Below are 22,295 nucleotides of genomic sequence, written 5' to 3'. Positions count from 1 at the left end.
TCCAATTAAGGATTTTCGCCATTCGCCAAACGCTGTTCTATCGCATCCAAAACTGCAGGCAGATCAGCAATACTATCAATCACATAATGTGCGCCTGAAGCATTCATTTTTGCATAGGCTTTTTCTTTTAAACGAGCTTGCTCAGTTGCAGAAAGTGCAGACCATTCTTCAAAGCTTAAACCGACTTCATTACCACTCACAGCCAAGCCCACTGTCCAACAACCACCATTTAAACCTTCTTCAATACCAACCACCGTGTCATCGACTTTCACCACAGTTTTAATATCTAACACATCCAGTTCAATCAAGTTTTTCCACAACATTTCAGGATATGGGCGACCATGTTTCACATCACTTGCGGTGATAATGCAGTCTGGTACATAACCTTGATCTGCCGCATCTTGTACCAATTGACCAATCATCATCGACGCATAACCTGTATTACTACCAATTTTCGCACCGCGCGCACGAATATCTGCAAATGCCTCTAATGCACCCGGAATCAACTTCGAACAGGTTGGAATGGTTTTTAATTGATACGGAATAAAGTCTTGATACAAACGGTCAATGTCTGCAACAGCCACTTCCGCACCATGTGCTTGTTTCCATGCTTCTGCAACACGTGGCATTTTTAACACAGCTGCGATGTGATCACGTTTTTCTAAACCCATTGGCGCACGTGCTTCTTCAATTGAAATTGCAACTTTGTTATCTGCAAATAGCGCCATGAATGCCAAAATTGGTGCACGTGAACCAAAGTCTACTGTTGTACCTGCCCAATCGAAAACAACTGCTTGTAATGCTGAATGTGAAGTGTTCATAAATTTGTCCTATTAGGTTTTAAAGTTTGAAAAGCTATCTTGTATCAATAAAAATCAATGCGTGAAGTCCTTTCCCTTGCGTCATATATGAGTCAGGGATAAGAAATCAATTTCGTTCCATAGGTAGTTTTTAAATCCTCCCAACCCTCCTTTGAAAAAGGAGGGAGTTTCTATTACTAAAATTATTTTAGTAACAGGTCGTTCCCCTCTTTTTTAAAGATGAGTAGCTAAGGCTACGCAAGGGGGAGATTTCGATATTGCTCAATCGCTGTTAAAAGTCGTTCAATATCATCCAAATAAACCTCACCGATATTGCCAATACGGAAGCAATTCAAATCGGTGACTTTGCCGGGATAGATCACGAAACCTGCTTTTTTCAGATTTTCATACAAAGCTTGGAAGCTAAAATCGGCTTCATTTGGATAAAGGAATGTGGTGATAATTGGAGATTGTGGTGTGTTTTGATCTAGAACCATTTCAAAACCAAATGCTTGCATGCCTGTCGCTAGGCGTTGCTGATTATTCAAATAACGCTGATAACGAGCCGTGACACCGCCCTCTTGTTCCAACTCGAGCAAGGCTTGATAAAATGCACGTACCACATGGGTTGGCGAAGTAAAACGCCATTTACCATCCTGCTGTTCCATGGTGTTCCATTGGTCGTATAGATCTAAACTGACTGAACGTGCCAAACCCTTGCATGCCTGTAATTGCTCTCGTTTTGCCAAAATAAAACCAAAACCCGGTACGCCTTGAATGCATTTATTTGCACTTGAAATCAGGAAATCAATGTCTAATTCTGCAATGTCCATTGGCACACCACCAAAAGAACTCATTGCATCGACAATCCATACTTTATTTTTCGCTTTGACAATGCGTCCAATCTCTTGAATCGGATTCAATAAACCTGTGGTGGTTTCACAATGCACACACGACACATGACTAATGCTTTCATCTTCAAGCGCTTTTTCAATATCTGCGAGTTGAGGAATTTGCATTTCAGGATAGCGTAATTCCACCACATCAATGTTCAGGCAACGTGCCATTTGCACCATGCGCGCACCATAAGCACCGTTATTGATGATTAAAATTTTGCCATCTTTGGGAATCGCAGAACCTAAGACGGATTCAACAGAAAAACTGCCACTACCTTGCATCAACACCGCACTATATTGCTCAGGTTGTGCTGTCGCCATAGCCACCAAACGACTACGAATATCCTGAACTAAGGCATTATATTCTTTGTCCCACGTACACCAATCACGTTGCATCACACGGCGCACAGTTATCGAAGTCGACAAGGGTCCCGGTGTCAGCAATAAGTATTTATTCTCAAGTTCCTGTGTAGCTTGGTTTGCAATTTCATTTTCAAGTTCAATTTTTGCGTTCATTTCGCCTAACCTTTATCCAATTTCGTACAGTATAAATCAATCTGGTTTAAACCAGATTACAAAATATAATTTTCTAACATTTCTTTCATAAAACCTGCACCCGTGGTCATGCCCTTTCCTGCAATTGCACTGACAAGGAAAATATTGCGTTCGGCTTCCGTTACGCATGCTAATTCAGTTGGATGGGTCAGGTAATAACCATTCCAACGAGCTTCAATTTCAGGGAGTTGCAAGCCGATGTTTTCTTTGCAATATTGCAAAATGAATTGGTTGATTTCTTCACGTTGATTAAATTGTGGTACATCTTCAATTGGATAATATTCATGGCTATCGCCCAAAATAATTTGTCCAAATTGATTTTGTTTAATCAGAATATGGATGCCGTATTTTTCAACAAAACCGATTTGTGATTCGTTGCGTAAGTCTTGGTGGCTTGGGCAAATTTCAAAAGCAGGATAACGAGAGATCGACAAGCCTGAATAAATTGATGCATTAAGATTTACCTTTAGCGGTTTAGTCAGTGCCATTTGTAAGGCACAACGCAGTAAGCCTTTTTGTTGTAAGAGATCGGGATAGAGCAATTGCGTCACTTCACCATGACAAATCAGAACCTTATTTGCCGTAAAGGTTTGCCCTGTAGCTAAGTGAATACACGCCATGTCTTGGTTCGACTGTGTCTGTACGACGCATGCATTGCACTGAATTTCCACGCCAATTTTTTCAGCATATTGCAATAAACGCTGACCGATTAAATGTGGCTCAACGGAATAATCTTCATGGAATACCATGCCACCACGAAGTGCCGCTTCAGGGGTTAAATAATCATATTGATCAAATAGTTGTGATTTTGATAATAAAGATACAGGAATCTGATAATCAGGTGCAGCTTGAGCAAACTCGTTTAACACTTGCCATTCAAGTTCTGTATTTGCCACATACAAGCCATTACGCTGTTGAAATGAAATATCGGTGTGTGCTTGAATTCGTTGATAAAATTCACGGGTTGCCAAGGCATATTCACGCCATTTCGCATCAGGACGGCTGAGCGTTGATGTTCCAACCATGCCAAAGTTACGGCGCGTTGCACCGACAGCTTGTTCATCTTTTTCAAAGACTTGCACTTTTAATCCTTGCTCTGCTGCTTGGATTGCTGCGGATAATCCTAAAATCCCTGCACCGACAATGATTAAGTCAAATTCTGCTGTATTCATGCCACGTTCCCACCTTATTTACTTTTTTCAGGATGCAAAATCCCGAGCGCCTGAAAACAAGCGTTTAATTCAAATGGTTTAAAAATTTAAAAGTTAATGTTGAATAATCAATCTGTTATCAATGGTTTATGAATGGGTCTGCTCACGCCATCGTTGCGTCGATGCCATCATTTTTCGAGTCAGCAACCAATGCAGCAACTTGACGGCACATGATGTCAGTAAAATCAAAATACTCATGGCAACCGCAGCCACGGTATCGCCTGCATCATCCATATTCAGCACTGCCACCGAAGCCAAATTGGTATCAGGTGAGTAAAGGAAAATCGCAGCGGAAACCGTGGTCATGGCATTGACAAATAAATACACCGACACATCACACAGCGCAGGAAAGGTCAAAGGTAAATAAACTTTGCGAAACATGGTCCAATGTGAAGTCCCCAAACTTTGTGCTGCATGATCAAGTTGATTCGGGATCTGCTGAATCGCATGGGTCAGCGTCATATGTGGCACAGTGTAATAATGGATAATGGTCGAAATCACCAACAGCGTCATCGTCCCGTACAGCAAAGACATTGGATTTTGCGGTGCATTGAAGAACAAGATATAGGCAATACCCAACACCAATCCCGGCACAGCCAAAGGCAATAATACCAAGACTTGTACATAATTTTTCAGCAAAGGATGTGCTTTAAAACGTGCGCTGAATAAGGCAATAATGAAGATTAAAATCGTACCAAAAACAGTGCTGAATAATGCTAATTTGATCGAGTTAAAATAGCTTGCCCAACCGCCACCATCGACATAATCAAAGCGATAATGATTGAAGGTCAGTGACAAATCATAAGGCCAATAGCGAATGAATGAGGCAAGAATCGCAGTGATGATGATCAGTAAAATACCACCTGAAATTACACCACAAAATACGGTTAAGGCTTTTTCAATACGAGGATTGGCACGTAGACGATAAGGCTGAATTTGGAAATTTTGATAACGTTCCTGACGACGACTTTGATAACGATCAAAGATGAATGCCAACACCGCAGGACATAGCAACAAGATCGAAATCACAGCGCCCATATTCATATCTTGCTGACCAATGATCTGCTTATACACATCCAATGCCATCATATTGAATGAGCCACCGATCACTTTGGGAATCCCGAAATCGGTAATGACATAGGTAAATGCCACCAAACAGGCACTGACTAAACCGTAGCGAATCGCAGGAAAAGTCACCGCCCAATGGGTTTCTAAAGTATTTTTTCCTAAGGCATGTGAAGCTTCTATCAAGCGTTGATCTATATGACGAAATGCACCCATCATTAACATGACCATGGCAGGAAACAGCCAAAAGCAATAACTGATCAGAATGCCGAGCGGTCCATAAATCTGCACCTCACCCATGATGCCCTTGAACACGCCTTGCTGACCGAACAAATAGACCAATGCTAATGAGGGCAATATCGAAGGTGCAAGAATCGGTAAAAATGCCACCGTTTTAAAGAAGGCTTTGCCTCGAATATTGCAATTGGTCAATGCAAAAGCATAAACACTTGCCAAACTGACTGTGATCAACATTGCCGTGATCGCAATCCACATCGAATTGAAAATGGAAGAGATCAAAGCAGGATTAGAGAAATATGCAGCAAAATTTTCAAAACCGACAAATTGATGCTGTTCATTTAAAAATGCGCTTTGCATCAACACCATTAAAGGTGCGATTAAACTCAAAGTTAATAGAATCGCTGCGACAAACAACACCGCACTTGAACGCAATGAATAACGGAAACGATGCGCTGTCTGCGTTTTTAATAAGGCATCTGCGGCAGGCTGATTTAACATCTCGCACGCCCTCGTGCATCAAATACATGTAAAGCACGAATTGGCACTTGTAAAACCATGTCATCTTGTACAATCGTCATCTGTTGATGATCGACATCGACTTGTAAAACATGCTCATCTGAAACATTGCCATCCGAAACACTGCCATCTGATGCATTTTGATTTTTAATCACACAAAATAAACGACGCTTTGCACCCAAAAACTCAGTATTGACTATACGCACGGCTAAATTTAAATATTCATTCGATAGTTGATTTTCAGTCACAAGTTTGACATTTTCAGGGCGAAAAGCGATTTCAAAATGTTCATCTTTGGCAAATGTTAAATGCGGAAATTCAATCTGTGATTGCTCATCCATTTTCAAATGATGTGCATCGACAGCCACCGCCTGCATAAAATTCATCGAACCAATAAACTGCGCCACGAAACGGGTTTGCGGTTTGTAATAAATATTATGTGGCGTATCGAGTTGCTCAATCACGCCTTTATTCATCACCGCAACACGATCAGAAATGCTCAACGCTTCTTCCTGATCATGCGTGACCATGATCGCAGGCAGATTCAATTGGCGTTGAATATTGCGAATTTTCTGACGCAGATTTAAACGCACCAACGCATCCAAAGCGGATAATGGCTCATCCAAAAGTAAAATATCAGGATTTGGCGCAATGGCGCGGGCTAAAGCCACACGCTGTTGCTGACCACCTGACAATTGATTGGGATATTTTTCTGCAATGTTCGGCAATTCTATCAGGTGCAATAATTCATTCACACGATATTGAATCTCCTGTGCTGTCCAATCTTTCTTATGCAAACCAAATGCGATATTTTCCGCCACAGTTAAATTTGGAAATAGCGCATAGTTTTGAAACACGATGCCACATTTACGTTTTGCTGTATTGAAATGAGTAATATCAATTTCTTGCTTAATCACCTTGCCATAATCAGGCTGTTCAAGCCCTGCAATGATGCGTAGCAAAGTGGTTTTTCCACAGCCCGATGGCCCTAAAAAACTCACAAACTCACCTGCTTTGAGGTCGAGATTGATGTGTTCCAATACCCGACTTGAACCAAATGATTTTTGAATATCAATCGCTTCGAGTACGGTTTTCGACTCTGCCATTTTAAATGTTCTTAAGGTTGAGAGCAGATGCCCTGCCGAGTTTGGCATGACTTGCCCTGTCCTGCTATTTTGTAAATGCGATGGAATTTGCATATTGCACCTGATTTTTAATGCTTAATTTGGAATATCTTGTTGAAAATCATTTGTTTTAAATCGTTAATTCTGAATGATTCATTACTTTTCAAATTGTGCTGACCATTGTTTTAAAATAGATTCACGTTGTTCGGCTGCCCAATAAAAATCATTTTTCACCAACTGTTGTGACAGATTTTTCGGGAAGTCTGCATTTTTGCTCTGTACGTTTTGATGTGCCACCATTGAGAAGTTTTGTGCATAAGCTTCATTGGCTGCTTGGCTGACTGTCCAATCAATAAACTTTTCTGCACTACTAAGTTTTTTGGTGCCTTTGACAATCGCCGAGGCTTCCATTTCCCAACCTAAGCCTTCTTTCGGATAGACAATTTCTAAAGGTGCACCACGAGATTTGAGTTTAAAACCCGGATAACCGAATGAAATGCCAATGACCGTTTCACCTTGCGCTGCCATCTTGCAAGGCTTCGAACCTGAATGGACATATTGAGAAATGTTTTGATCGAGTGCTTGCATATATTGCCAAGCTTGCTTTTCACCAAAAATCTGCATCCAAGCCGTGACATCCAAATAACCCGTGCCACTCGATGCAGGATTTGGCATCACGATTAAACCTTTGTAAATCGGTTTAGTCAGGTCTTGCCATGTTTGCGGGATCGGTAATTTTTTCTTTTCAAGTTCTACTTTATTCACACAGACAGCCGACTCCCAAGCGGTCATCCCTGTCCATGTCGGAATGTCTTTTTGGCTATAAAAGTCAGTTTTCAATTGTTCGACATTTTTTGGACGATATGGCTGTAATAAGTCATTTTTTTCCATGACCAATAAACTCGTCAACGCCAAGCCCATTACCACATCGGCTTGTGGATTTTTTTGTTCTGCTAATAATTTTGCGGTGATCACACCTGTTGAATCACGCACCCATTTTACTTTTAATTCAGGATGCGCTTTGCGTAATTCCCATTGATAACGCTTGAGTTGATCCGCTTCAACGGCGGTATAAACCGTGATTTGTTCAACATCATTTGAAGTTGAAGATGTGGTACATGCGGCACTGACGCAAGCCAATACAACACTTGTGCCAATTGCGAGGAGTTTCTTTTGCTGCTGTTTTAAATACGGGCTCATGGTGACATTCCTAACGAATGCTGCTTCTTGATAAGCTGTATTTCAACAAAAGTTTGTGACAGTTTAATTAATCTGGTTTAAACCAGATTAATTATTTTTACGATTTATTCTGACGCTTCAAAATGCAAATCAAGCACATCATGTAACCAATATTCTTGGTCAACATCAGTAATCACTCCATTTTGATCACAATTGGTACGACAAATATACAAGCCCATACTGCCGACATTGACATGCAAAGCCTTGGCTTGCTGCTCCGACAAAGCAGTTGGATAGAGGCTGATATGCGCGCGGGTTAATTGGCGTTGATAATGTTCCGCCATCAGAATCGTGATTGAATCTTCTAAATTTTGTTCTAAAAACTCAGGAAATAAACGTGCATTAATCCGTAAATGTTCCACTACCGCAGGGCGACCATTGATACTACGACGTCGCCACATCGAATAAATGTCATCGCCCACATTCACTTTTAAATGTGTTGCATCCCTGGCCGTTGCTTGTACCAATTCCGCAGAAATCAATTCGGTACTTGGTACACCGCCCTGTTCCGTTACATATTGGTTAAAACTTTTGGTTGATTGTGGACGGTAAATAATACGTGGTGCACGTACAAACCAACCACGGCGGTCTAAACGATAAATCAGTCCATCCATTTCCAAAGCCAACAAAGCTTCACGCACTGCAACACGTGTAGTTGCAAACTGCTCCATCAGCACACGTTCTGAAGCAAGTTTGGTATTGGCACTCCATTGCCCCGATTCGATCTCATGGGCAATGGCATCACGAATCGCAATATATTTAGGAACACGTGAAGATGTTTCTTGGACAGACATACTGATTTATTTTGTGAAAATTTCTACTAATATACCCAAATATTAAGTCGATGCGATGACATTTATACTTATTATTTTCCTTTGTTAGTCTTTTTCAATCTTCTTCTCATTTGCTGTTCTGCAATATGATTAAGTGGTTAGATTCATCAACAATTGCATCAATTCGACTTGCGAATTACATTCCATTTTATGGAAAATATTTTTAAAATATGTCCGCACCGAATTGAGTGTAATATTCATTTGTACTGAAATTTGCTCGAGCTTTAAACCATTCACAAACCACTCACAAACTTCAATCTCTCTTTTAGAAAGCTTATATTTATACTTTAAAGTTTCATGCTCTAAAACATACTTGACTTTATTAGATTGAATATTTTCATCTTTTAAAATTAAATTTTCAGTAAAGCTCAACATAATTAGAGGGCGAATCCCAAAAAATGACTTTTCCTTTTCAGAAACTAACAAATTAATTCCGAACTGAATATTTGAATTTTTGGTAAAAAAAACGGAGTTTTTAAATTGATCTAGCTCTTCTGGTTTATATCGAAAAGTCTTTTCAATTTGGTAAAGATAATCTATAAACTGATTTTGGCTACATGCTGACAAAACCAACTTATTATTTTCAATTTTTATGTTCTTATTATTTTGCAGAAAAAAATTAGCCTTTTGATTTAAATGTACGACATGCCCTGATAAATTTAATAAAATGATAGGTTGCTTCAGCAAGTCTATTAAATTATAGCCAACAATATTATCATGAGAAAACTCATATATGTTTTTTTGAGACATCACAACACGTTTTAAATGCGGTAATAAAGTATCTAAAAACTCAAGTTCTGTTTGATTGAGTGGTTTTCGTTCTGTCGTTGTACTGATACTCAAAAAGACACACAATTTTTCATTCCAAATCAGTTCATGTGTAGCAACATATCTAAGCCCAACTGGAAGCAAAATTTTTTGATATAAATCTGAGCTTTGAACAAAATCTTCACTCACATGCGTATGACATTGGTACCAACCTTTTCTATTGGGATCCAAAAATTTTTCCCAACGAGGATCATCTTCGATTGGGTAGCGTATATAATCTAATTCAGTACTTGCATAATATTCTTTTGGATAGGTTCCATGACCATTACTAAAAGACACAGTATTATAATGAAGATCGATTGCTTGAATATGAACATAAGAGGCATCTAAAATTTCCAACAATCGTTTAGAAAAATTTAACCATCCATCTTTATCAATCGATATTCTACAAATTAAATCACATAGCTCATTATGGTAAATATCTATTAAATTCATTGTATTAATATAATAAAGTATTAATAGCCACAATCTATTGTATTTTTTATGTAAATACAACTGTATTTATAATCATTTTAAAATAAAAAATACCATTAAAAAGCATACAATTTAGTTATTTTATTTTTTGGTAAAAGTATTAACATTAAAAATTAAAAAATCATATTCGATATTAAACACTTAAATTAAATAATAAAAAATATTTAAATAAATAATAATACCAAGACGATCAAGATTTAACGATGACCGTCTGGTATTTTTAAAATTTAATTTTTTCCATTGGTTTTAGGCAGTAAAACTGTAGCTAAACCAAGCAATGGGATAAATGCACATAATTTAAATACCCATTGAATACCATACTGGTCTGCAAGAACACCCAGTGCTGAAGCCGCGATTCCACTGATTCCAAACATTAAACCAAACATCATCCCCGCAACCATTCCGACACGCCCAGGCACAGCTTCTTGCGCATAGACCACCATGGCAGCAAAAGCAGATGAAAGGATTAATCCTGATAACATTGCGAAAACAATCGTCCAAAACAAGTTGGCGTACGGAAGCATTAAAGCAAAAGGCACCATACCTAAAAATGAAATCCAAATAACGGCTTTACGTCCAATTTTGTCTCCAATCGGTCCACCTGCAAAAGTACCTACTGCAACAGCAGCTAAAAATGCAAAAAGATACAATTGTGCGTGTTGCAATGAAACATGAAATTTATCAATTAAATAAAAAGTATAATAATTACTTAGGCTTGCAATATAAGTAAACTTCGCCAAAATCAATACAGACATTACTACCAAAGCACGGATTAAAGTTCTACCATGTAATTTGTATGCTGTGGACGCAGCACTGCTGACAATTTTTTGAGCATATTGAACTGACCACTGACTGACTTTAAATAGAATACAAATGGCGATAAATGCAAAAATCATAAACCATGCCATCGCATTTTGCCCATACGGCACAATGATAATGGCTGCCAATAACGGACCGATTGCCGAGCCTGAATTTCCGCCAACTTGGAAAATAGATTGGGCTGTACCAAACTTTCCGCCTGAAGCGAACCTGGCGACCCGAGATGCTTCAGGATGAAATGTTGAAGACCCGATTCCAATTAAAGCAGATGCAATCAATACCACTGTAAATGTCGGCGCAATTGCCAATAATCCAATCCCCAACAAAGTCACAACCATCCCCATTGGTAATAAATAGGGTTTAGGATGCTTATCTGTATATAAACCAATCCAAGGTTGTAACAATGATGCTGTAATTTGATAGACCAATGAAATCAGCCCAACTTGGGTAAAACTCAAAGAAAAATTTGTTTTGAGTAATGGGTAAATTGCGGGTAAAGATGCTTGGATCAAATCATTGAGTAGATGTGCAAATGCGACAGCGCAAATAATTGAAACCACCATGGTCTGCTTTTTATTTTGATCATCTAAGCGATTTATCGAGGACTGAGTAGAGGCTTGCATGAATTTCGCCCTAAAGTTTTAAAGAGTATGCTATTTTAATTTGTCATTTATGCATGCAAGTTCCAATATTCATCGAATAAGTGACAAAGCTTATACGGTCTTATGATTTGAGGTCTTTATGATTCCAGACATTGAATATTCTCATAAACTTATGATTGGGCTTGGCTCTCAACATGCTTATCGCAGCATTATTCCGCCACATACACATAGCCGTGCGCAATTGTTATATGCATCTGAGGGCGCGATTCGAGTGTATACCCATGATCATGTTTGGATCGTCCCACCCCAATGTGCTTTATGGATTCCTGCACAAGTTGAGCACAGTGTGGTATCTCTCAGTGAAGTACAATTAAGCACTGTTTTAATTGATAAAAAAGCTGCTGATTCATTGGGCGAGCAATGTTTTATCGTAAGAATCAGCAAGCTTTTACGTGAATTGGTGTTGCGCTTTAATCAATTGGATAATTTTCACATTCATGAAAGCACACAAACTGATGAAATTGAACAGGCTTTACAGTTGTTGATTTTTAATGAGATTAAACAAGCTTCGACTTTTCCTATTGTAATTCCATGGCCCAAAGATGCCCGTTTAATTCAGATGTGTGAAGCCCTTCTGGAAACTCCTGATAATCCCAAAGATTTAAATCTTTGGGCAGACTATATTGGAACAAGTAGCCGTACTCTGATTCGTCTTTTTCAAAAGGAAACGGGGTTAAACTATCGGGCTTGGGTTCAGCAAATGTATATCGCCTTAGCTTTAGGGAAACTTTCTCGTGGTGAATCTATTGCTAAAATTGCTTCTGCTTTAGGTTATAACAGTTCCAGTGCTTTTAGCGCGATGTTTAAGAAGTATTTGGGTGAATCACCACAGCATTTCAGGAAGGATTGAGTGATTTCAATATTATGTTTTCAAATTAACTCATAATTTACGCCATAAAAAATCCCCGCATAATGCGAGGATTTTCATGATCTGAGATCGAGATGATATTACATCATTCCGCCCATACCACCCATGCCGCCCATATCAGGCATTGCTGGTTTGTCTTCTGGAATATCAGTAATCATACATTCTGTGGTTAACATTAAACCTGCTACAGATGCAGCATGCTCAAGTGCAGAACGAGTTACTTTCGCTGGATCAAGAATACCCATTTCCAACATGTCGCCATATTGTGAAGTAGCCGCGTTATAACCGAAGTTACCTTCGCCATTTTTCACAGCATTGATTACAACTGAAGGCTCGTCACCTGCGTTAGATACGATTTGACGAAGTGGAGCTTCGATCGCACGACGTAGAATGTTAACACCAACAGTTTGGTCATCATTCGCGCCAACAACGCCATCAAGTGCTTTCGCAGCACGTACAAGTGCAACACCACCACCTGCAACTACGCCTTCTTCAACCGCAGCACGCGTTGCATGAAGTGCATCGTCAACACGGTCTTTCTTCTCTTTCATTTCAACTTCTGTTGCAGCACCGATTTTGATCACTGCAACACCGCCTGCTAATTTAGCAACACGTTCTTGAAGTTTTTCTTTATCGTATTCAGAAGTTGATTCTTCGATTTGTGCACGAATTTGAGTTACACGTTCAGCAATTTGATTTGCATCACCTGCACCATCAACAATCACAGTGTTTTCTTTAGAAACTGTGATTTTATGCGCTGTACCTAAATCTTGAAGAGAAGCTTGTTCAAGTGACATGCCTACTTCTTCAGAAATCACAGTTGCACCTGTCAAGATTGCAATATCTTGAAGCATTGCTTTACGACGATCACCAAAGCCAGGCGCTTTAACTGCACATACTTTGATAATACCGCGCATGTTGTTCACGACAAGAGTAGCAAGCGCTTCGCCTTCAACATCTTCAGCGATGATAAGAAGCGGTTTACCTGTTTTTGCAACAGCTTCAAGAACAGTGATTAACTCACGAATATTGCTTACTTTTTTATCAACAAGAAGAATGAATGGGTTTTCAAGTTCTGCTGTTAAAGTGTCTTGTTTGTTCGCAAAGTATGGGCTGATATAACCACGGTCAAACTGCATACCTTCAACCACGTCAAGCGCATCTTCAAAGCCTGAACCTTCTTCAACAGTGATCACGCCTTCTTTGCCCACGCGTTCCATTGCTTGTGCAATGAGTTTACCTACAGTTTCATCAGAGTTTGCAGAAATCGAACCCACTTGTTCAATTGCTTTAGTATCAGAAGCAGGTTTAGCCGTTGCTTTAATGTTTTCAACAACAGCTTTAACCGCTAAGTCGATACCACGTTTCAAATCCATTGGGTTCATACCTGCCGTTACAGATTTGATCCCTTCATTCAGGATTGCTTGTGCAAGTACAGTTGCAGTCGTTGTACCGTCACCCGCGATGTCATTAGTTTTTGAAGAAACTTCACGAACCAATTGAGCGCCCATGTTTTCGAATTTGTCTTTTAGAGAAATTTCTTTTGCAACAGTCACACCATCTTTAGTGATATGTGGCGCACCGAAAGAACGGTCAATAACAACGTTACGACCTTTAGGGCCTAAAGTCACTTTAACTGCATCTGCAAGTACGTTTACACCCGCGATCATTTTTGAACGCGCTGAATCACCGAATTTTACGTCTTTAGCTGACATGCTAAACTCCAATTTTCTTTAATTTTTAACAATCTGATTTCAATATTTACGATGATTATTCAATTTTATATTTGAAAATGAATCATCAAATGGTCTGAATTAACCTTCTAGTACCGCTAAAATGTCAGATTCTTTCATAATTAAAAGTTCTTCGCCGTTAACTTTTACAGTTGTACCTGCATAAGTACCGAACAATACTTTATCGTCAACTTTTACATCTAATGCACGTACGCCATTATCAGTCACTTGACCATTACCTACAGCGATGATGATGCCTTGCGCAGGTTTTTCCGCTGCAGAACCAGGAAGTAAAATACCACCAGCAGTTTTAGTTTCTTCTTCAACACGACGAATTACTACGCGATCATGTAATGGACGAATGTTGCTCATATTAAACTCCATAGACATCGTCAAAATGTCATTGATTACTGAGTGAAGATGACTTCTTATTTAGGGCGTGTTGAACTTTCATAAATGGCTTGCGTTGTAGGTTAAAATAGATCAAACAAGGCATGAAACGCAGAGAATGGTGGTTCCATTTTATAGTTTCATAACGAAGTTTGAGATCATTTTAACCACAACCCTACGGGACTAGCGTATTTTTACTGCTACATCGTTGTAAACTACTCATTTAGAATGACTAAATTTCGTATTTCACGCCTCGTATCATCAAAAATACGCGTTGTCGCAAACATAGACGAATAATCAATACGCCCTTGGTCATCGACAAAATATTTGTATGACACATTTGTGGGGATGGAAAAAATAGCTTCAAGGGGAACAAGCAATTTTTTTTATTAAATTTGTGTTTTTTTTATTCTATTACATCAAATCAAATCAAAATCAGTCCGGAGAAGATTCTCTAGCAACAAATTCTTGCAACTGCTCATCAAAAAAATAGTGCTGAAAAGTGCCATCATGATGGATCACGTTAAAACTATTCGGCATATTTTTATGCAAGCGGCTCGATATGGCTGTACCCGCATGGACTTCATAAAAAGGATCATTCAAATTCAATTTAAATTCTTTATTCAAATCATAAACAGCGACCAAATGTAAATGTCCGTGCAAGAGAGCAAATAACTGGTGTTGCCCCCATTCTTTAATCGCAAACTGTCCCAAAGCAGGACAATCTTTTAAATGATGATCATCATTGGTCGTATAAAAAGGCTGATGACTGACGATAATTTTAAACTTATCTAACGGTGCATTTTCTAATTGCTGATTTACATGTTGAATTTGTTCAACTGAAATAGAACCCCGCGTATGATAGCGACGACGAATACTATTAATACCGATTAAATAAAAATGTTCAGTAGATAAAGTGCTTTCCAAACTTCCAAAAAAAAGCTGATACAAGCCAAATGGGCGAAAAGCCCTGTTCCACAAATGATAGAGTGGAATATCGTGATTCCCCGGAACGACAAAATAAGGAATTTTTAAAGATTCAAGAAATTGCTTACACGCGAAGAATTCTTTAAATTTAGCACGTTGCGTCAAATCACCACTCACCACAACAACTTCTGGTTGATGTAGTGTGCAAAACTTTTCAATTGCACGAATACACTCAATTCGCTCAGTGCCAAAGTGTAAATCAGACAGATGCAGCAGCATGTGGCACCATGATTTTCAAAGCATTCTTTTCTACATGTAAGGACAATGGTGTGGTCATTGAAACTATTTCTCCATCGACTGCAACGGTCAGTTTAGGCTTTTTTGAATAGACAATGACTTTTTGCGCACCAAAACTATACACATCGGATGCATTTTCTAACTTACCACGAATGGTTTGAAATAATGTTTTAAATAAAGTTCGCTTATCCCCTTTGGCAATCACTACACCTGCAATTTCACCAATTTCAGCACATTTAGAAATTTTTAATTTCAACTCTTTCAATTGCAATTGGTTATTTCCAAAGAAAATCAAAGGTGTTTTAACGGGATACTTTTGCCCATCGACTTCAACCTCTAGTTTTAATTCTTTACGATCTCGGATCAATACATCTAAACCGGAGGTATAAGCATTTAAAGGAAAACGTCCAAACTTACGATTATATTCCTCACGCTTTTTGATAAATAAAGGATACAACCCCAGACTGGCATTATTTAAATAAATTTGATCATTGATACATGCCACATGTGAAGCTCGTGGCTCACCAGTGGCGATGACTTTTGCGGCTTCGAGAATATCTAGCGGAATATGTAAAACCCGTGCCACATAATTAAAGGTGCCTAATGGCAAAATCCCCATTGGAATCGCTTGGTTCAACATTTGTGAAGCAACAGCATTCAGCGTACCATCACCACCTGCTGCAACAATCACACCTTGTTGTGAATATTCAGCATGTCGTTGATAAATTTTCTGCATTAATGTTTGAATATTTTGCTCTGATGCAATGTCAAACACCTGTATTTCAAAGCCATATGATGTCCAAATTGTCATCAATTTTTCATAGATATCGTCTTTTTCATTTGCATGAAACCCTGATTTTTCATTGTAAATCATCGATAATGGTTTAAGATCTGGGCGCATAATCTTGATTATTTTGAAGTATTCACTCTAATTTCGTTGATTTTATAGGCAAATAAAAGCACCTTTATGTAAAATTCGAATTAATACCATTTATTTAATCAATGATAAAGCAAACACTTAATGGATTTATAAATATCTGTTAATAAATATTATTCTCAATTAAAATATCACACATAACTATGGTGAATAGTGCCAAATATTCGACAAATTATCCATATAATAATTTAAAAACAATAACTTATCCTTTTTATTGCGTTTGGTATCTTTTACGGCTTTAGTCTTATTTTTTCCATGAATATATGGTTTAATACAGCCACTTTTTTTTCATATTTATATTTGGATGGAGTACCACTTCATTCAGATTGTTATTTGTACACAAAATAGTACATATTTTAAGATAGGCCTCACCATGACCCAAGTGAACGCACCAGAATTCGTTCGTCATCCCAAGCTCATTGCATGGGTTGAAGAAATTGCTAAATTAACTAAACCTGCAAAAATTGAATGGTGTGACGGAAGCGAAGAAGAAAATCAACGTTATATCGACTTGATGATCGCGAACGGCACTATGCAAGCTTTGAACCAAGAAAAACACCCTGGTTCATATTTAGCGAATTCTGATCCGTCTGACGTTGCTCGTGTTGAAGGTCGTACATACATCTGTTCTGAAAAGCAAGAAGATGCTGGTGCGACTAACAACTGGGAAGCTCCTGCTGAAATGCGTACTCGCCTTAACGGTTTGTTTGATGGCACAATGGAAGGTCGTACAATGTACGTTGTTCCTTTCTCTATGGGTCCTTTAGGTTCTCATATTGCTCACATCGGTATCGAATTAACAGATTCTCCGTATGTTGCTGTAAGCATGCGTAAAATGGCTCGTATGGGTAAAGCCGTTTATGACGTACTTGGTACAGATGGCGATTATATCCCTTGTGTACACACTGTAGGTGCTCCACTTGCAGCGGGTCAAAAAGATGTAGCTTGGCCGTGTAACCCTGAAAAATATATCGTTCATTATCCAGAAACTCGTGAAATCTGGTCTTATGGTTCAGGTTACGGCGGTAACGCTTTGTTAGGTAAAAAATGCCTAGCATTACGTATTGCTTCTTCTATGGGTCGTCAACAAGGTTGGTTAGCTGAACACATGCTTATCCTTGGTGTGACTAATCCACAAGGCGAAAAACACTACATCGCAGCTGCATTCCCTTCTGCTTGTGGTAAAACTAACTTTGCAATGTTGATTCCACCAGCAGGTTATGAAGGTTGGAAAATCGAAACTGTAGGTGATGACATTGCTTGGATCAAACCAGGTGAAGATGGTCGCTTATATGCAATCAACCCAGAAGCTGGTTTCTTTGGTGTAGCACCGGGTACAAATACCAAAACAAATCCAAACTGTATGGCGACACTTCATAAAGACGTGATCTATACAAACGTTGCTGTAACTGACAATGGTGAAGTTTGGTGGGAAGGTCTTTCTAAAGAAGTACCTGCTAACCTTACAAACTGGAAAGGTCAACCACACACTGGTGAAGAAAAAGCTGCACATCCAAATGCACGTTTCACTGTTTCAGCAGGTCAATGTCCTTCTATTGATGCTGACTGGGAAAATCCAGCAGGTGTTCCAATTTCTGCGTTCATCTTCGGTGGTCGTCGCGCGGACACAGTACCTTTAATCTCAGAAGCATTTGACTGGGTTGATGGCGTGTACAAAGCTGCAACTATGGGTTCTGAAACAACTGCTGCAGCTGTTGGTCAACAAGGTGTTGTTCGTCGTGATCCATTTGCGATGCTTCCATTTGCTGGTTACAACATGGCTGACTACTTCTCTCACTGGTTAGAGCTAGGTGAAGAAGTTGCTGAAAAAGCAAAAGCTGCTGGTAACAAACTTCCTGGTATCTACAACGTGAACTGGTTCCGTCGTGATGCTGAAGGTAACTTTGTATGGCCTGGTTTCGGTCAAAACATGCGTGTTCTTGAGTGGATCATCGATCGTTGTGAAGGTCGTGCAACTGCTGTAGATACGCCAATTGGTCGTGTTCCTACATTTGAACAATTGAACTGGACTGGTTCTGATTTCACTAAAGAACAGTTTGATCTTGTAACTTCACAAGACAAAGATCAGTGGATCAAAGAGCTTGAAAGCCATACTGAATTGTTCAACAAATTAGGTGATCGTTTACCTAAAGCGCTTAAAACTCGTCAAGATGAGCTTTTAGAAGCTGTTAAAAAATCTGCTTAATTTTAATTAATTAAGTTTAAAAAGACCGCTGAACAGCGGTCTTTTTTATGTTTTAATCATTATTACTAAAAATAAAAGCCAATGAAATGAAACAAACTCAAAACATTACTACAGCACAGCCTTATTTAACCATTTTGCCTGATAACGAAGAAGTCTTTGCAAGCTCTGATATGTTTCTTACAAAACATATGTTGCCACTGGTCTCAATTAACCTCTCTGCAGTTAACCCGAAATGGCAAGGGTTGATTCACCTAGTAAATCCAGTCGAACCCGCCGATTCGTATATAGGCGACTACACTCCTGAATATCACAATGAATTTGCAGGACAAAATTGGTTTATTTTGCAACTCGATGAAAATAATCATTATCAATGGTTAGGACAACGTAGATATTTTATTTTAGAAAATGAAAACCATCAGGAAATTTGTTTTGGGCAAATGCAACCACATAGTGATGCAATGCATAAAGATTATCTGAAAGTCAAAGCGCGATTTAAAGAAACTGGTGAAATGATTTCTTCATCACATTTAAAATTTGACCTAGAATTTCGTAAACAACATCCCAATATCCTGTTAAATTGGATTGGTGGCGAATTTAGCGTAAGTAATTATATTTCGCCGCTTGATCAGTACTTTAATCTTCAATTTATCAACCGCCGTACCGATGATGAAGAAGTACATGTCTATGATAAACAAGATAGACGTTACTATTTCATAGCTTGCGCATCAGGATGGCAATACTGCACAAGTGGTGCAGATGATATTTTGATGTATTACCAACCTGAAACGAAAAGAGTTTTATTCACTTTTGATTGGACTTAATACGTTCATTATAAAAAAGGTCAGCTTAAATACTGACCTTTTCCCTTGTGATAACAACTACGCCACATCCTTCTGTAATCTTCTCTCATGCAAACTGACCAAATATTCATCCAACGCTTGAACAGTATTTTCATCAAATTTTAAATAAAGTTTTGTTCGACGTTTTAAAATATCTAGACTGTTCATCGCCCATTCTTGATCGACTAAATAGTCCACTTCTTGCGCATACAAACCATGTCCAAAATCTTGACCCAATTCATGGATCGAAGTTGTATGACCTAAAAACTTCCAAACTCTCGTGCCAAAAGCATGCGCCCAGCGTTGCGCTGTTTCAGTATCAATCCCTTTAATTTTATTCTCAATTTCGACGATAAGACTTTCAACTGACTCTAAATTTTCAGCACCAGGTAATAATGCTTTTTCTGTCCAAGGCTTTCCAAGCTCTGGGAAAAACTTTTTAATCTGATCGAGTGTAGATTCAGCCAACTTTCGATAGGTCGTTAATTTTCCACCGAAAACTGACAACAGTGGTGCTTCATTTTCATAATCTTGAGAAAGTGCCAAAGTATAATCACGGGTAATTGCTGCAGGATTATCCGACTCATCATCACATAAAGGACGTACACCTGAGAAAGTACTGATAATATCCTCTTGCTTCAATTGCACTTTAAAATGATCATTTGACACATCCAATAAATAATCAATTTCATCTTGGCTAATTTCAACTTGATTTGGATCACCTGTGTATTCACGATCTGTCGTACCAATCATGGTGTATTGATTTAGATAAGGAATTGCAAAAATAATACGCTGATCATCATTTTGCATAATAAAGGCTTTATCACCTTCATAAATTTTCGGCACGATGATATGACTACCTTGAATCAAACGGATGCCATATTGTGATTTCAACTGCAAATCTTGCTTAATAAATTTAGCAACCCATGGTCCTGCGGCATTCACTAAAACCTTGGCTTGAATTTGATATTGACCATGTTCATTTTCAAGCTGAACAGTCCATACACCATTTTCACGCTGTGCAGAAATACAACGTGTTTGCGTTACGATTTGGGCACCTTGCTCACGTGCTTGCATCGCATTGAGAATAACCAGTCGAGAATCATCCACAGCACAGTCTGAATATTCAAAACCACGGGTAATTTCATCTTTTAATGGACTTGTTTCAGGTACAAATTGAACCAAATTCGAACCCGCAAGCTTCTCTCGTTTTCCCAAATGATCATAAAAGAACAAACCTGTTCGAATGAGCCATGCAGGTCGTAAATGTGGCTGATGTGGCATGATAAAACGCATTGGGCGTATGATATGTGGCGCTTTTGACAATAATACTTCACGCTCTGCTAAGGCTTCTCGAACCAAACGAAATTCTTTATGTTCTAAATAACGTAAACCACCATGAATTAACTTACTACTGGCAGAAGATGTATGACTGGCTAAATCATCTTTTTCACAAAGAAACACAGACAAACCACGTCCCACTGCATCATTTGCAATGCCTACACCATTAATTCCACCGCCAATTACAGCAATGTCATAACAGTTTTGTTGTTCATTATTTTGTGTCATAAACATCACCATGTTCTATTATTCAGCCGAGAATGATCTAAAGTATGAAAATATATTTTCGTTTATTTTCAATTTAGAAAAATAATAGAGTGTATTTTAGACAAAGTCTATTAAAAAGTGATCAATTTTACATTTTCAGAAAAGCATCCCTATCAGCATTTAGTCATCTTTCTAACTTAAACAACAACTAACTTCAATTCCGACTCTTGGATTTGCTTTAAATATTGATCAGCTGGCTTTTGATCAGTATAAAGTCGGTGTATTTCATTCAAATGACCTAAGCGCATCATGGCATGACGACCAAATTTACTGGCATCTGCTGCCAAATATATGTGTCTTGCACCTTCCATAATTTCTTGAGAAACCGCAACTTCCTGAAAATCAAAATCTAAAAGTATGCCTTCTTCATCAATGCCACTAATTCCAATCAAGGCATAATCGACTTTAAACTGTTTAAAAAAATCAGAAGTCGCTTGCCCTATCACCCCACCATCGGGACGAACTTTTCCACTTGCAATCAATACTTCAAAATCATTTTTAACACTCAAAATTTTAGCAACATTCAAGTTATTGGTAATCACCTTAAGACCATGATGATTCAATAATGCATGTGCAATTGCCTCTGTGGTCGTCCCGATATTGATAAAGATAGATGCATGATCTGGAATATCTTGAGCAATAGCTGTTGCAATTTTTTGTTTTGCTTCAGAATTATGGCTAACACGCATACTATATTCGGTATTTGCTACACTCGAATCAACTGCAGCGCCCCCATGATAACGGCGCAATAATCCTGCATCTGCCAATTGGTTTATGTCACGGCGAACCGTTTGCGGAGTGACGGAAAAGGTCTGTGCAATTTCATCAATACTGATATAGCCTCGCTCTTTGACCAATTCTAGAATTTGTTGCTGTCGAATCACTAGACTCATCAATGTTGATCCTTATTGTTTTATTTTCGAAAATGAACATTTGTCCAATATTAATATCATGACTCATGATCATTCAACAAAATTAATTTGTGATACTCAATCAATCCAAGGAATAAATTTGTGTAATTTTCACACATTCAAACATTTTCAATCGTTCGTAAAATTGAATATCTACATTAGAAAATATCATTAAGTTTAAATTAAACTATTGTTTTAAAAAAATTATTATATTTATCATAAAACTTGGCTTAATGTGATGAAAAACACACAACCTAGTATTACGACCAAAGTCTAATAAGTTCAGCACTTCGACAAGTGTATAACGGTCTCCGTAA

The 22,295-nt window shown here is 38.5% G+C and carries 18 protein-coding genes; 3 read left to right on the top strand and 15 right to left on the bottom strand.

The window, feature by feature from the left end:
- Nucleotides 1–5: 5 nt before the first annotated feature.
- From phnX to EXE10_RS07785, 9 genes are all read right to left on the bottom strand, one after another.
- Complete coding sequence (phnX, locus tag EXE10_RS07825; protein WP_130112973.1) at nucleotides 6–821, bottom strand: phosphonoacetaldehyde hydrolase; 816 nt, start codon at nucleotides 819–821, stop codon at nucleotides 6–8.
- Nucleotides 822–1,054: 233 nt separating this feature from the next.
- Nucleotides 1,055–2,212: a 2-aminoethylphosphonate--pyruvate transaminase gene (gene phnW, locus EXE10_RS07820; RefSeq protein ID WP_130112972.1), complete on the bottom strand. Its 1,158-nt coding sequence runs from the start codon at nucleotides 2,210–2,212 to the stop codon at nucleotides 1,055–1,057.
- Nucleotides 2,213–2,268: 56 nt separating this feature from the next.
- Nucleotides 2,269–3,423 carry a TIGR03364 family FAD-dependent oxidoreductase gene (locus tag EXE10_RS07815; RefSeq protein ID WP_130112971.1) on the bottom strand — a complete coding sequence of 385 codons (1,155 nt, stop codon included), beginning with the start codon at nucleotides 3,421–3,423 and terminating at the stop codon, nucleotides 2,269–2,271.
- 126 nt (nucleotides 3,424–3,549) lie between these two features.
- Nucleotides 3,550–5,265, bottom strand: coding sequence for a putative 2-aminoethylphosphonate ABC transporter permease subunit (locus EXE10_RS07810; protein ID WP_130112970.1), 1,716 nt, complete (start codon nucleotides 5,263–5,265; stop codon nucleotides 3,550–3,552).
- Nucleotides 5,259–6,482, bottom strand: coding sequence for an ABC transporter ATP-binding protein (locus EXE10_RS07805; protein WP_130112969.1), 1,224 nt, complete (start codon nucleotides 6,480–6,482; stop codon nucleotides 5,259–5,261). The genes EXE10_RS07810 and EXE10_RS07805 overlap by 7 nt, the downstream gene beginning before the upstream one ends.
- Before the next feature lie 81 nt (nucleotides 6,483–6,563).
- The gene (locus EXE10_RS07800; RefSeq protein ID WP_130112968.1) at nucleotides 6,564–7,607 is read right to left on the bottom strand and encodes a putative 2-aminoethylphosphonate ABC transporter substrate-binding protein; all 1,044 of its coding nucleotides are present in this window, start codon (nucleotides 7,605–7,607) and stop codon (nucleotides 6,564–6,566) included.
- A 104-nt stretch (nucleotides 7,608–7,711) separates the two neighbouring features.
- Nucleotides 7,712–8,440, bottom strand: a complete 729-nt coding sequence (locus EXE10_RS07795) for a UTRA domain-containing protein (RefSeq protein ID WP_171478495.1) — start codon at nucleotides 8,438–8,440, stop codon at nucleotides 7,712–7,714.
- A 129-nt stretch (nucleotides 8,441–8,569) separates the two neighbouring features.
- Nucleotides 8,570–9,742, bottom strand: coding sequence for a helix-turn-helix transcriptional regulator (locus tag EXE10_RS07790; RefSeq protein WP_130112966.1), 1,173 nt, complete (start codon nucleotides 9,740–9,742; stop codon nucleotides 8,570–8,572).
- 266 nt (nucleotides 9,743–10,008) lie between these two features.
- Nucleotides 10,009–11,163 carry an MFS transporter gene (locus EXE10_RS07785; RefSeq protein WP_416346099.1) on the bottom strand — a complete coding sequence of 385 codons (1,155 nt, stop codon included), beginning with the start codon at nucleotides 11,161–11,163 and terminating at the stop codon, nucleotides 10,009–10,011.
- A gap of 178 nt (nucleotides 11,164–11,341) precedes the next feature.
- Between EXE10_RS07785 and EXE10_RS07780 the strand changes: the two genes are divergently transcribed.
- Nucleotides 11,342–12,112 (top strand): AraC family transcriptional regulator, encoded by a 771-nt coding sequence (locus EXE10_RS07780; protein WP_130112964.1) that lies wholly within the window; start codon nucleotides 11,342–11,344, stop codon nucleotides 12,110–12,112.
- 98 nt (nucleotides 12,113–12,210) lie between these two features.
- Here EXE10_RS07780 and groL read toward each other — a convergent pair whose 3' ends face one another.
- The 4 genes from groL to EXE10_RS07760 form a co-directional block, all read right to left on the bottom strand.
- Nucleotides 12,211–13,845, bottom strand: a complete 1,635-nt coding sequence (gene groL, locus EXE10_RS07775) for a chaperonin GroEL (protein WP_068975447.1) — start codon at nucleotides 13,843–13,845, stop codon at nucleotides 12,211–12,213.
- Nucleotides 13,846–13,944: 99 nt separating this feature from the next.
- Entirely contained in the window at nucleotides 13,945–14,235 is a 291-nt protein-coding gene (locus tag EXE10_RS07770; protein WP_068975448.1) for a co-chaperone GroES, read from the bottom strand.
- Nucleotides 14,236–14,688: 453 nt separating this feature from the next.
- Nucleotides 14,689–15,459, bottom strand: a complete 771-nt coding sequence (locus EXE10_RS07765; RefSeq protein WP_130112963.1) for a metallophosphoesterase family protein — start codon at nucleotides 15,457–15,459, stop codon at nucleotides 14,689–14,691.
- The gene (locus EXE10_RS07760) at nucleotides 15,440–16,378 is read right to left on the bottom strand and encodes a diacylglycerol/lipid kinase family protein (protein WP_068975450.1); all 939 of its coding nucleotides are present in this window, start codon (nucleotides 16,376–16,378) and stop codon (nucleotides 15,440–15,442) included. Before EXE10_RS07760 ends, EXE10_RS07765 begins: the two co-directional genes overlap by 20 nt.
- 409 nt (nucleotides 16,379–16,787) lie before the next feature.
- Between EXE10_RS07760 and EXE10_RS07755 the strand changes: the two genes are divergently transcribed.
- Entirely contained in the window at nucleotides 16,788–18,620 is a 1,833-nt protein-coding gene (locus EXE10_RS07755) for a phosphoenolpyruvate carboxykinase (GTP) (RefSeq protein WP_130112962.1), read from the top strand.
- Between the two features lie 86 nt (nucleotides 18,621–18,706).
- A complete protein-coding gene (locus EXE10_RS07750) occupies nucleotides 18,707–19,441 on the top strand; it encodes a hypothetical protein (protein ID WP_130112961.1) in 735 nt (244 codons plus the stop codon).
- 57 nt (nucleotides 19,442–19,498) lie between these two features.
- Here EXE10_RS07750 and glpD read toward each other — a convergent pair whose 3' ends face one another.
- Entirely contained in the window at nucleotides 19,499–21,028 is a 1,530-nt protein-coding gene (glpD, locus tag EXE10_RS07745; protein ID WP_130112960.1) for a glycerol-3-phosphate dehydrogenase, read from the bottom strand.
- A gap of 176 nt (nucleotides 21,029–21,204) precedes the next feature.
- Nucleotides 21,205–21,960 carry a DeoR/GlpR family DNA-binding transcription regulator gene (locus EXE10_RS07740; RefSeq protein ID WP_130112959.1) on the bottom strand — a complete coding sequence of 252 codons (756 nt, stop codon included), beginning with the start codon at nucleotides 21,958–21,960 and terminating at the stop codon, nucleotides 21,205–21,207.
- Between the last annotated feature and the right edge of the window lie 335 nt (nucleotides 21,961–22,295).

The organism is Acinetobacter sp. WCHAc060033, assembly GCF_004209125.1.
In the GTDB taxonomy this organism is placed as follows: domain Bacteria; phylum Pseudomonadota; class Gammaproteobacteria; order Pseudomonadales; family Moraxellaceae; genus Acinetobacter; species Acinetobacter wuhouensis.
The sequence above is the reverse complement of the archived record's forward strand: the minus strand, read 5'-3'. Positions and strand labels throughout refer to the sequence as shown.

Bases quoted from the DNA above. Each gene is read 5' to 3' on its own strand.
- phnX (WP_130112973.1), bottom strand. From the start codon at position 821: ATGAACACTTCACATTCAGCATTACAAGCAGTTGTTTTCGATTGGGCA.
- phnW (WP_130112972.1), bottom strand. From the start codon at position 2,212: ATGAACGCAAAAATTGAACTTGAAAATGAAATTGCAAACCAAGCTACA.
- EXE10_RS07815 (WP_130112971.1), bottom strand. From the start codon at position 3,423: ATGAATACAGCAGAATTTGACTTAATCATTGTCGGTGCAGGGATTTTA.
- EXE10_RS07810 (WP_130112970.1), bottom strand. From the start codon at position 5,265: ATGTTAAATCAGCCTGCCGCAGATGCCTTATTAAAAACGCAGACAGCG.
- EXE10_RS07805 (WP_130112969.1), bottom strand. From the start codon at position 6,482: ATGCAAATTCCATCGCATTTACAAAATAGCAGGACAGGGCAAGTCATG.
- EXE10_RS07800 (WP_130112968.1), bottom strand. From the start codon at position 7,607: ATGAGCCCGTATTTAAAACAGCAGCAAAAGAAACTCCTCGCAATTGGC.
- EXE10_RS07795 (WP_171478495.1), bottom strand. From the start codon at position 8,440: ATGTCTGTCCAAGAAACATCTTCACGTGTTCCTAAATATATTGCGATT.
- EXE10_RS07790 (WP_130112966.1), bottom strand. From the start codon at position 9,742: ATGAATTTAATAGATATTTACCATAATGAGCTATGTGATTTAATTTGT.
- EXE10_RS07785 (WP_416346099.1), bottom strand. From the start codon at position 11,163: ATGGTGGTTTCAATTATTTGCGCTGTCGCATTTGCACATCTACTCAAT.
- EXE10_RS07780 (WP_130112964.1), top strand. From the start codon at position 11,342: ATGATTCCAGACATTGAATATTCTCATAAACTTATGATTGGGCTTGGC.
- groL (WP_068975447.1), bottom strand. From the start codon at position 13,845: ATGTCAGCTAAAGACGTAAAATTCGGTGATTCAGCGCGTTCAAAAATG.
- EXE10_RS07770 (WP_068975448.1), bottom strand. From the start codon at position 14,235: ATGAGCAACATTCGTCCATTACATGATCGCGTAGTAATTCGTCGTGTT.
- EXE10_RS07765 (WP_130112963.1), bottom strand. From the start codon at position 15,459: ATGCTGCTGCATCTGTCTGATTTACACTTTGGCACTGAGCGAATTGAG.
- EXE10_RS07760 (WP_068975450.1), bottom strand. From the start codon at position 16,378: ATGCGCCCAGATCTTAAACCATTATCGATGATTTACAATGAAAAATCA.
- EXE10_RS07755 (WP_130112962.1), top strand. From the start codon at position 16,788: ATGACCCAAGTGAACGCACCAGAATTCGTTCGTCATCCCAAGCTCATT.
- EXE10_RS07750 (WP_130112961.1), top strand. From the start codon at position 18,707: ATGAAACAAACTCAAAACATTACTACAGCACAGCCTTATTTAACCATT.
- glpD (WP_130112960.1), bottom strand. From the start codon at position 21,028: ATGACACAAAATAATGAACAACAAAACTGTTATGACATTGCTGTAATT.
- EXE10_RS07740 (WP_130112959.1), bottom strand. From the start codon at position 21,960: ATGAGTCTAGTGATTCGACAGCAACAAATTCTAGAATTGGTCAAAGAG.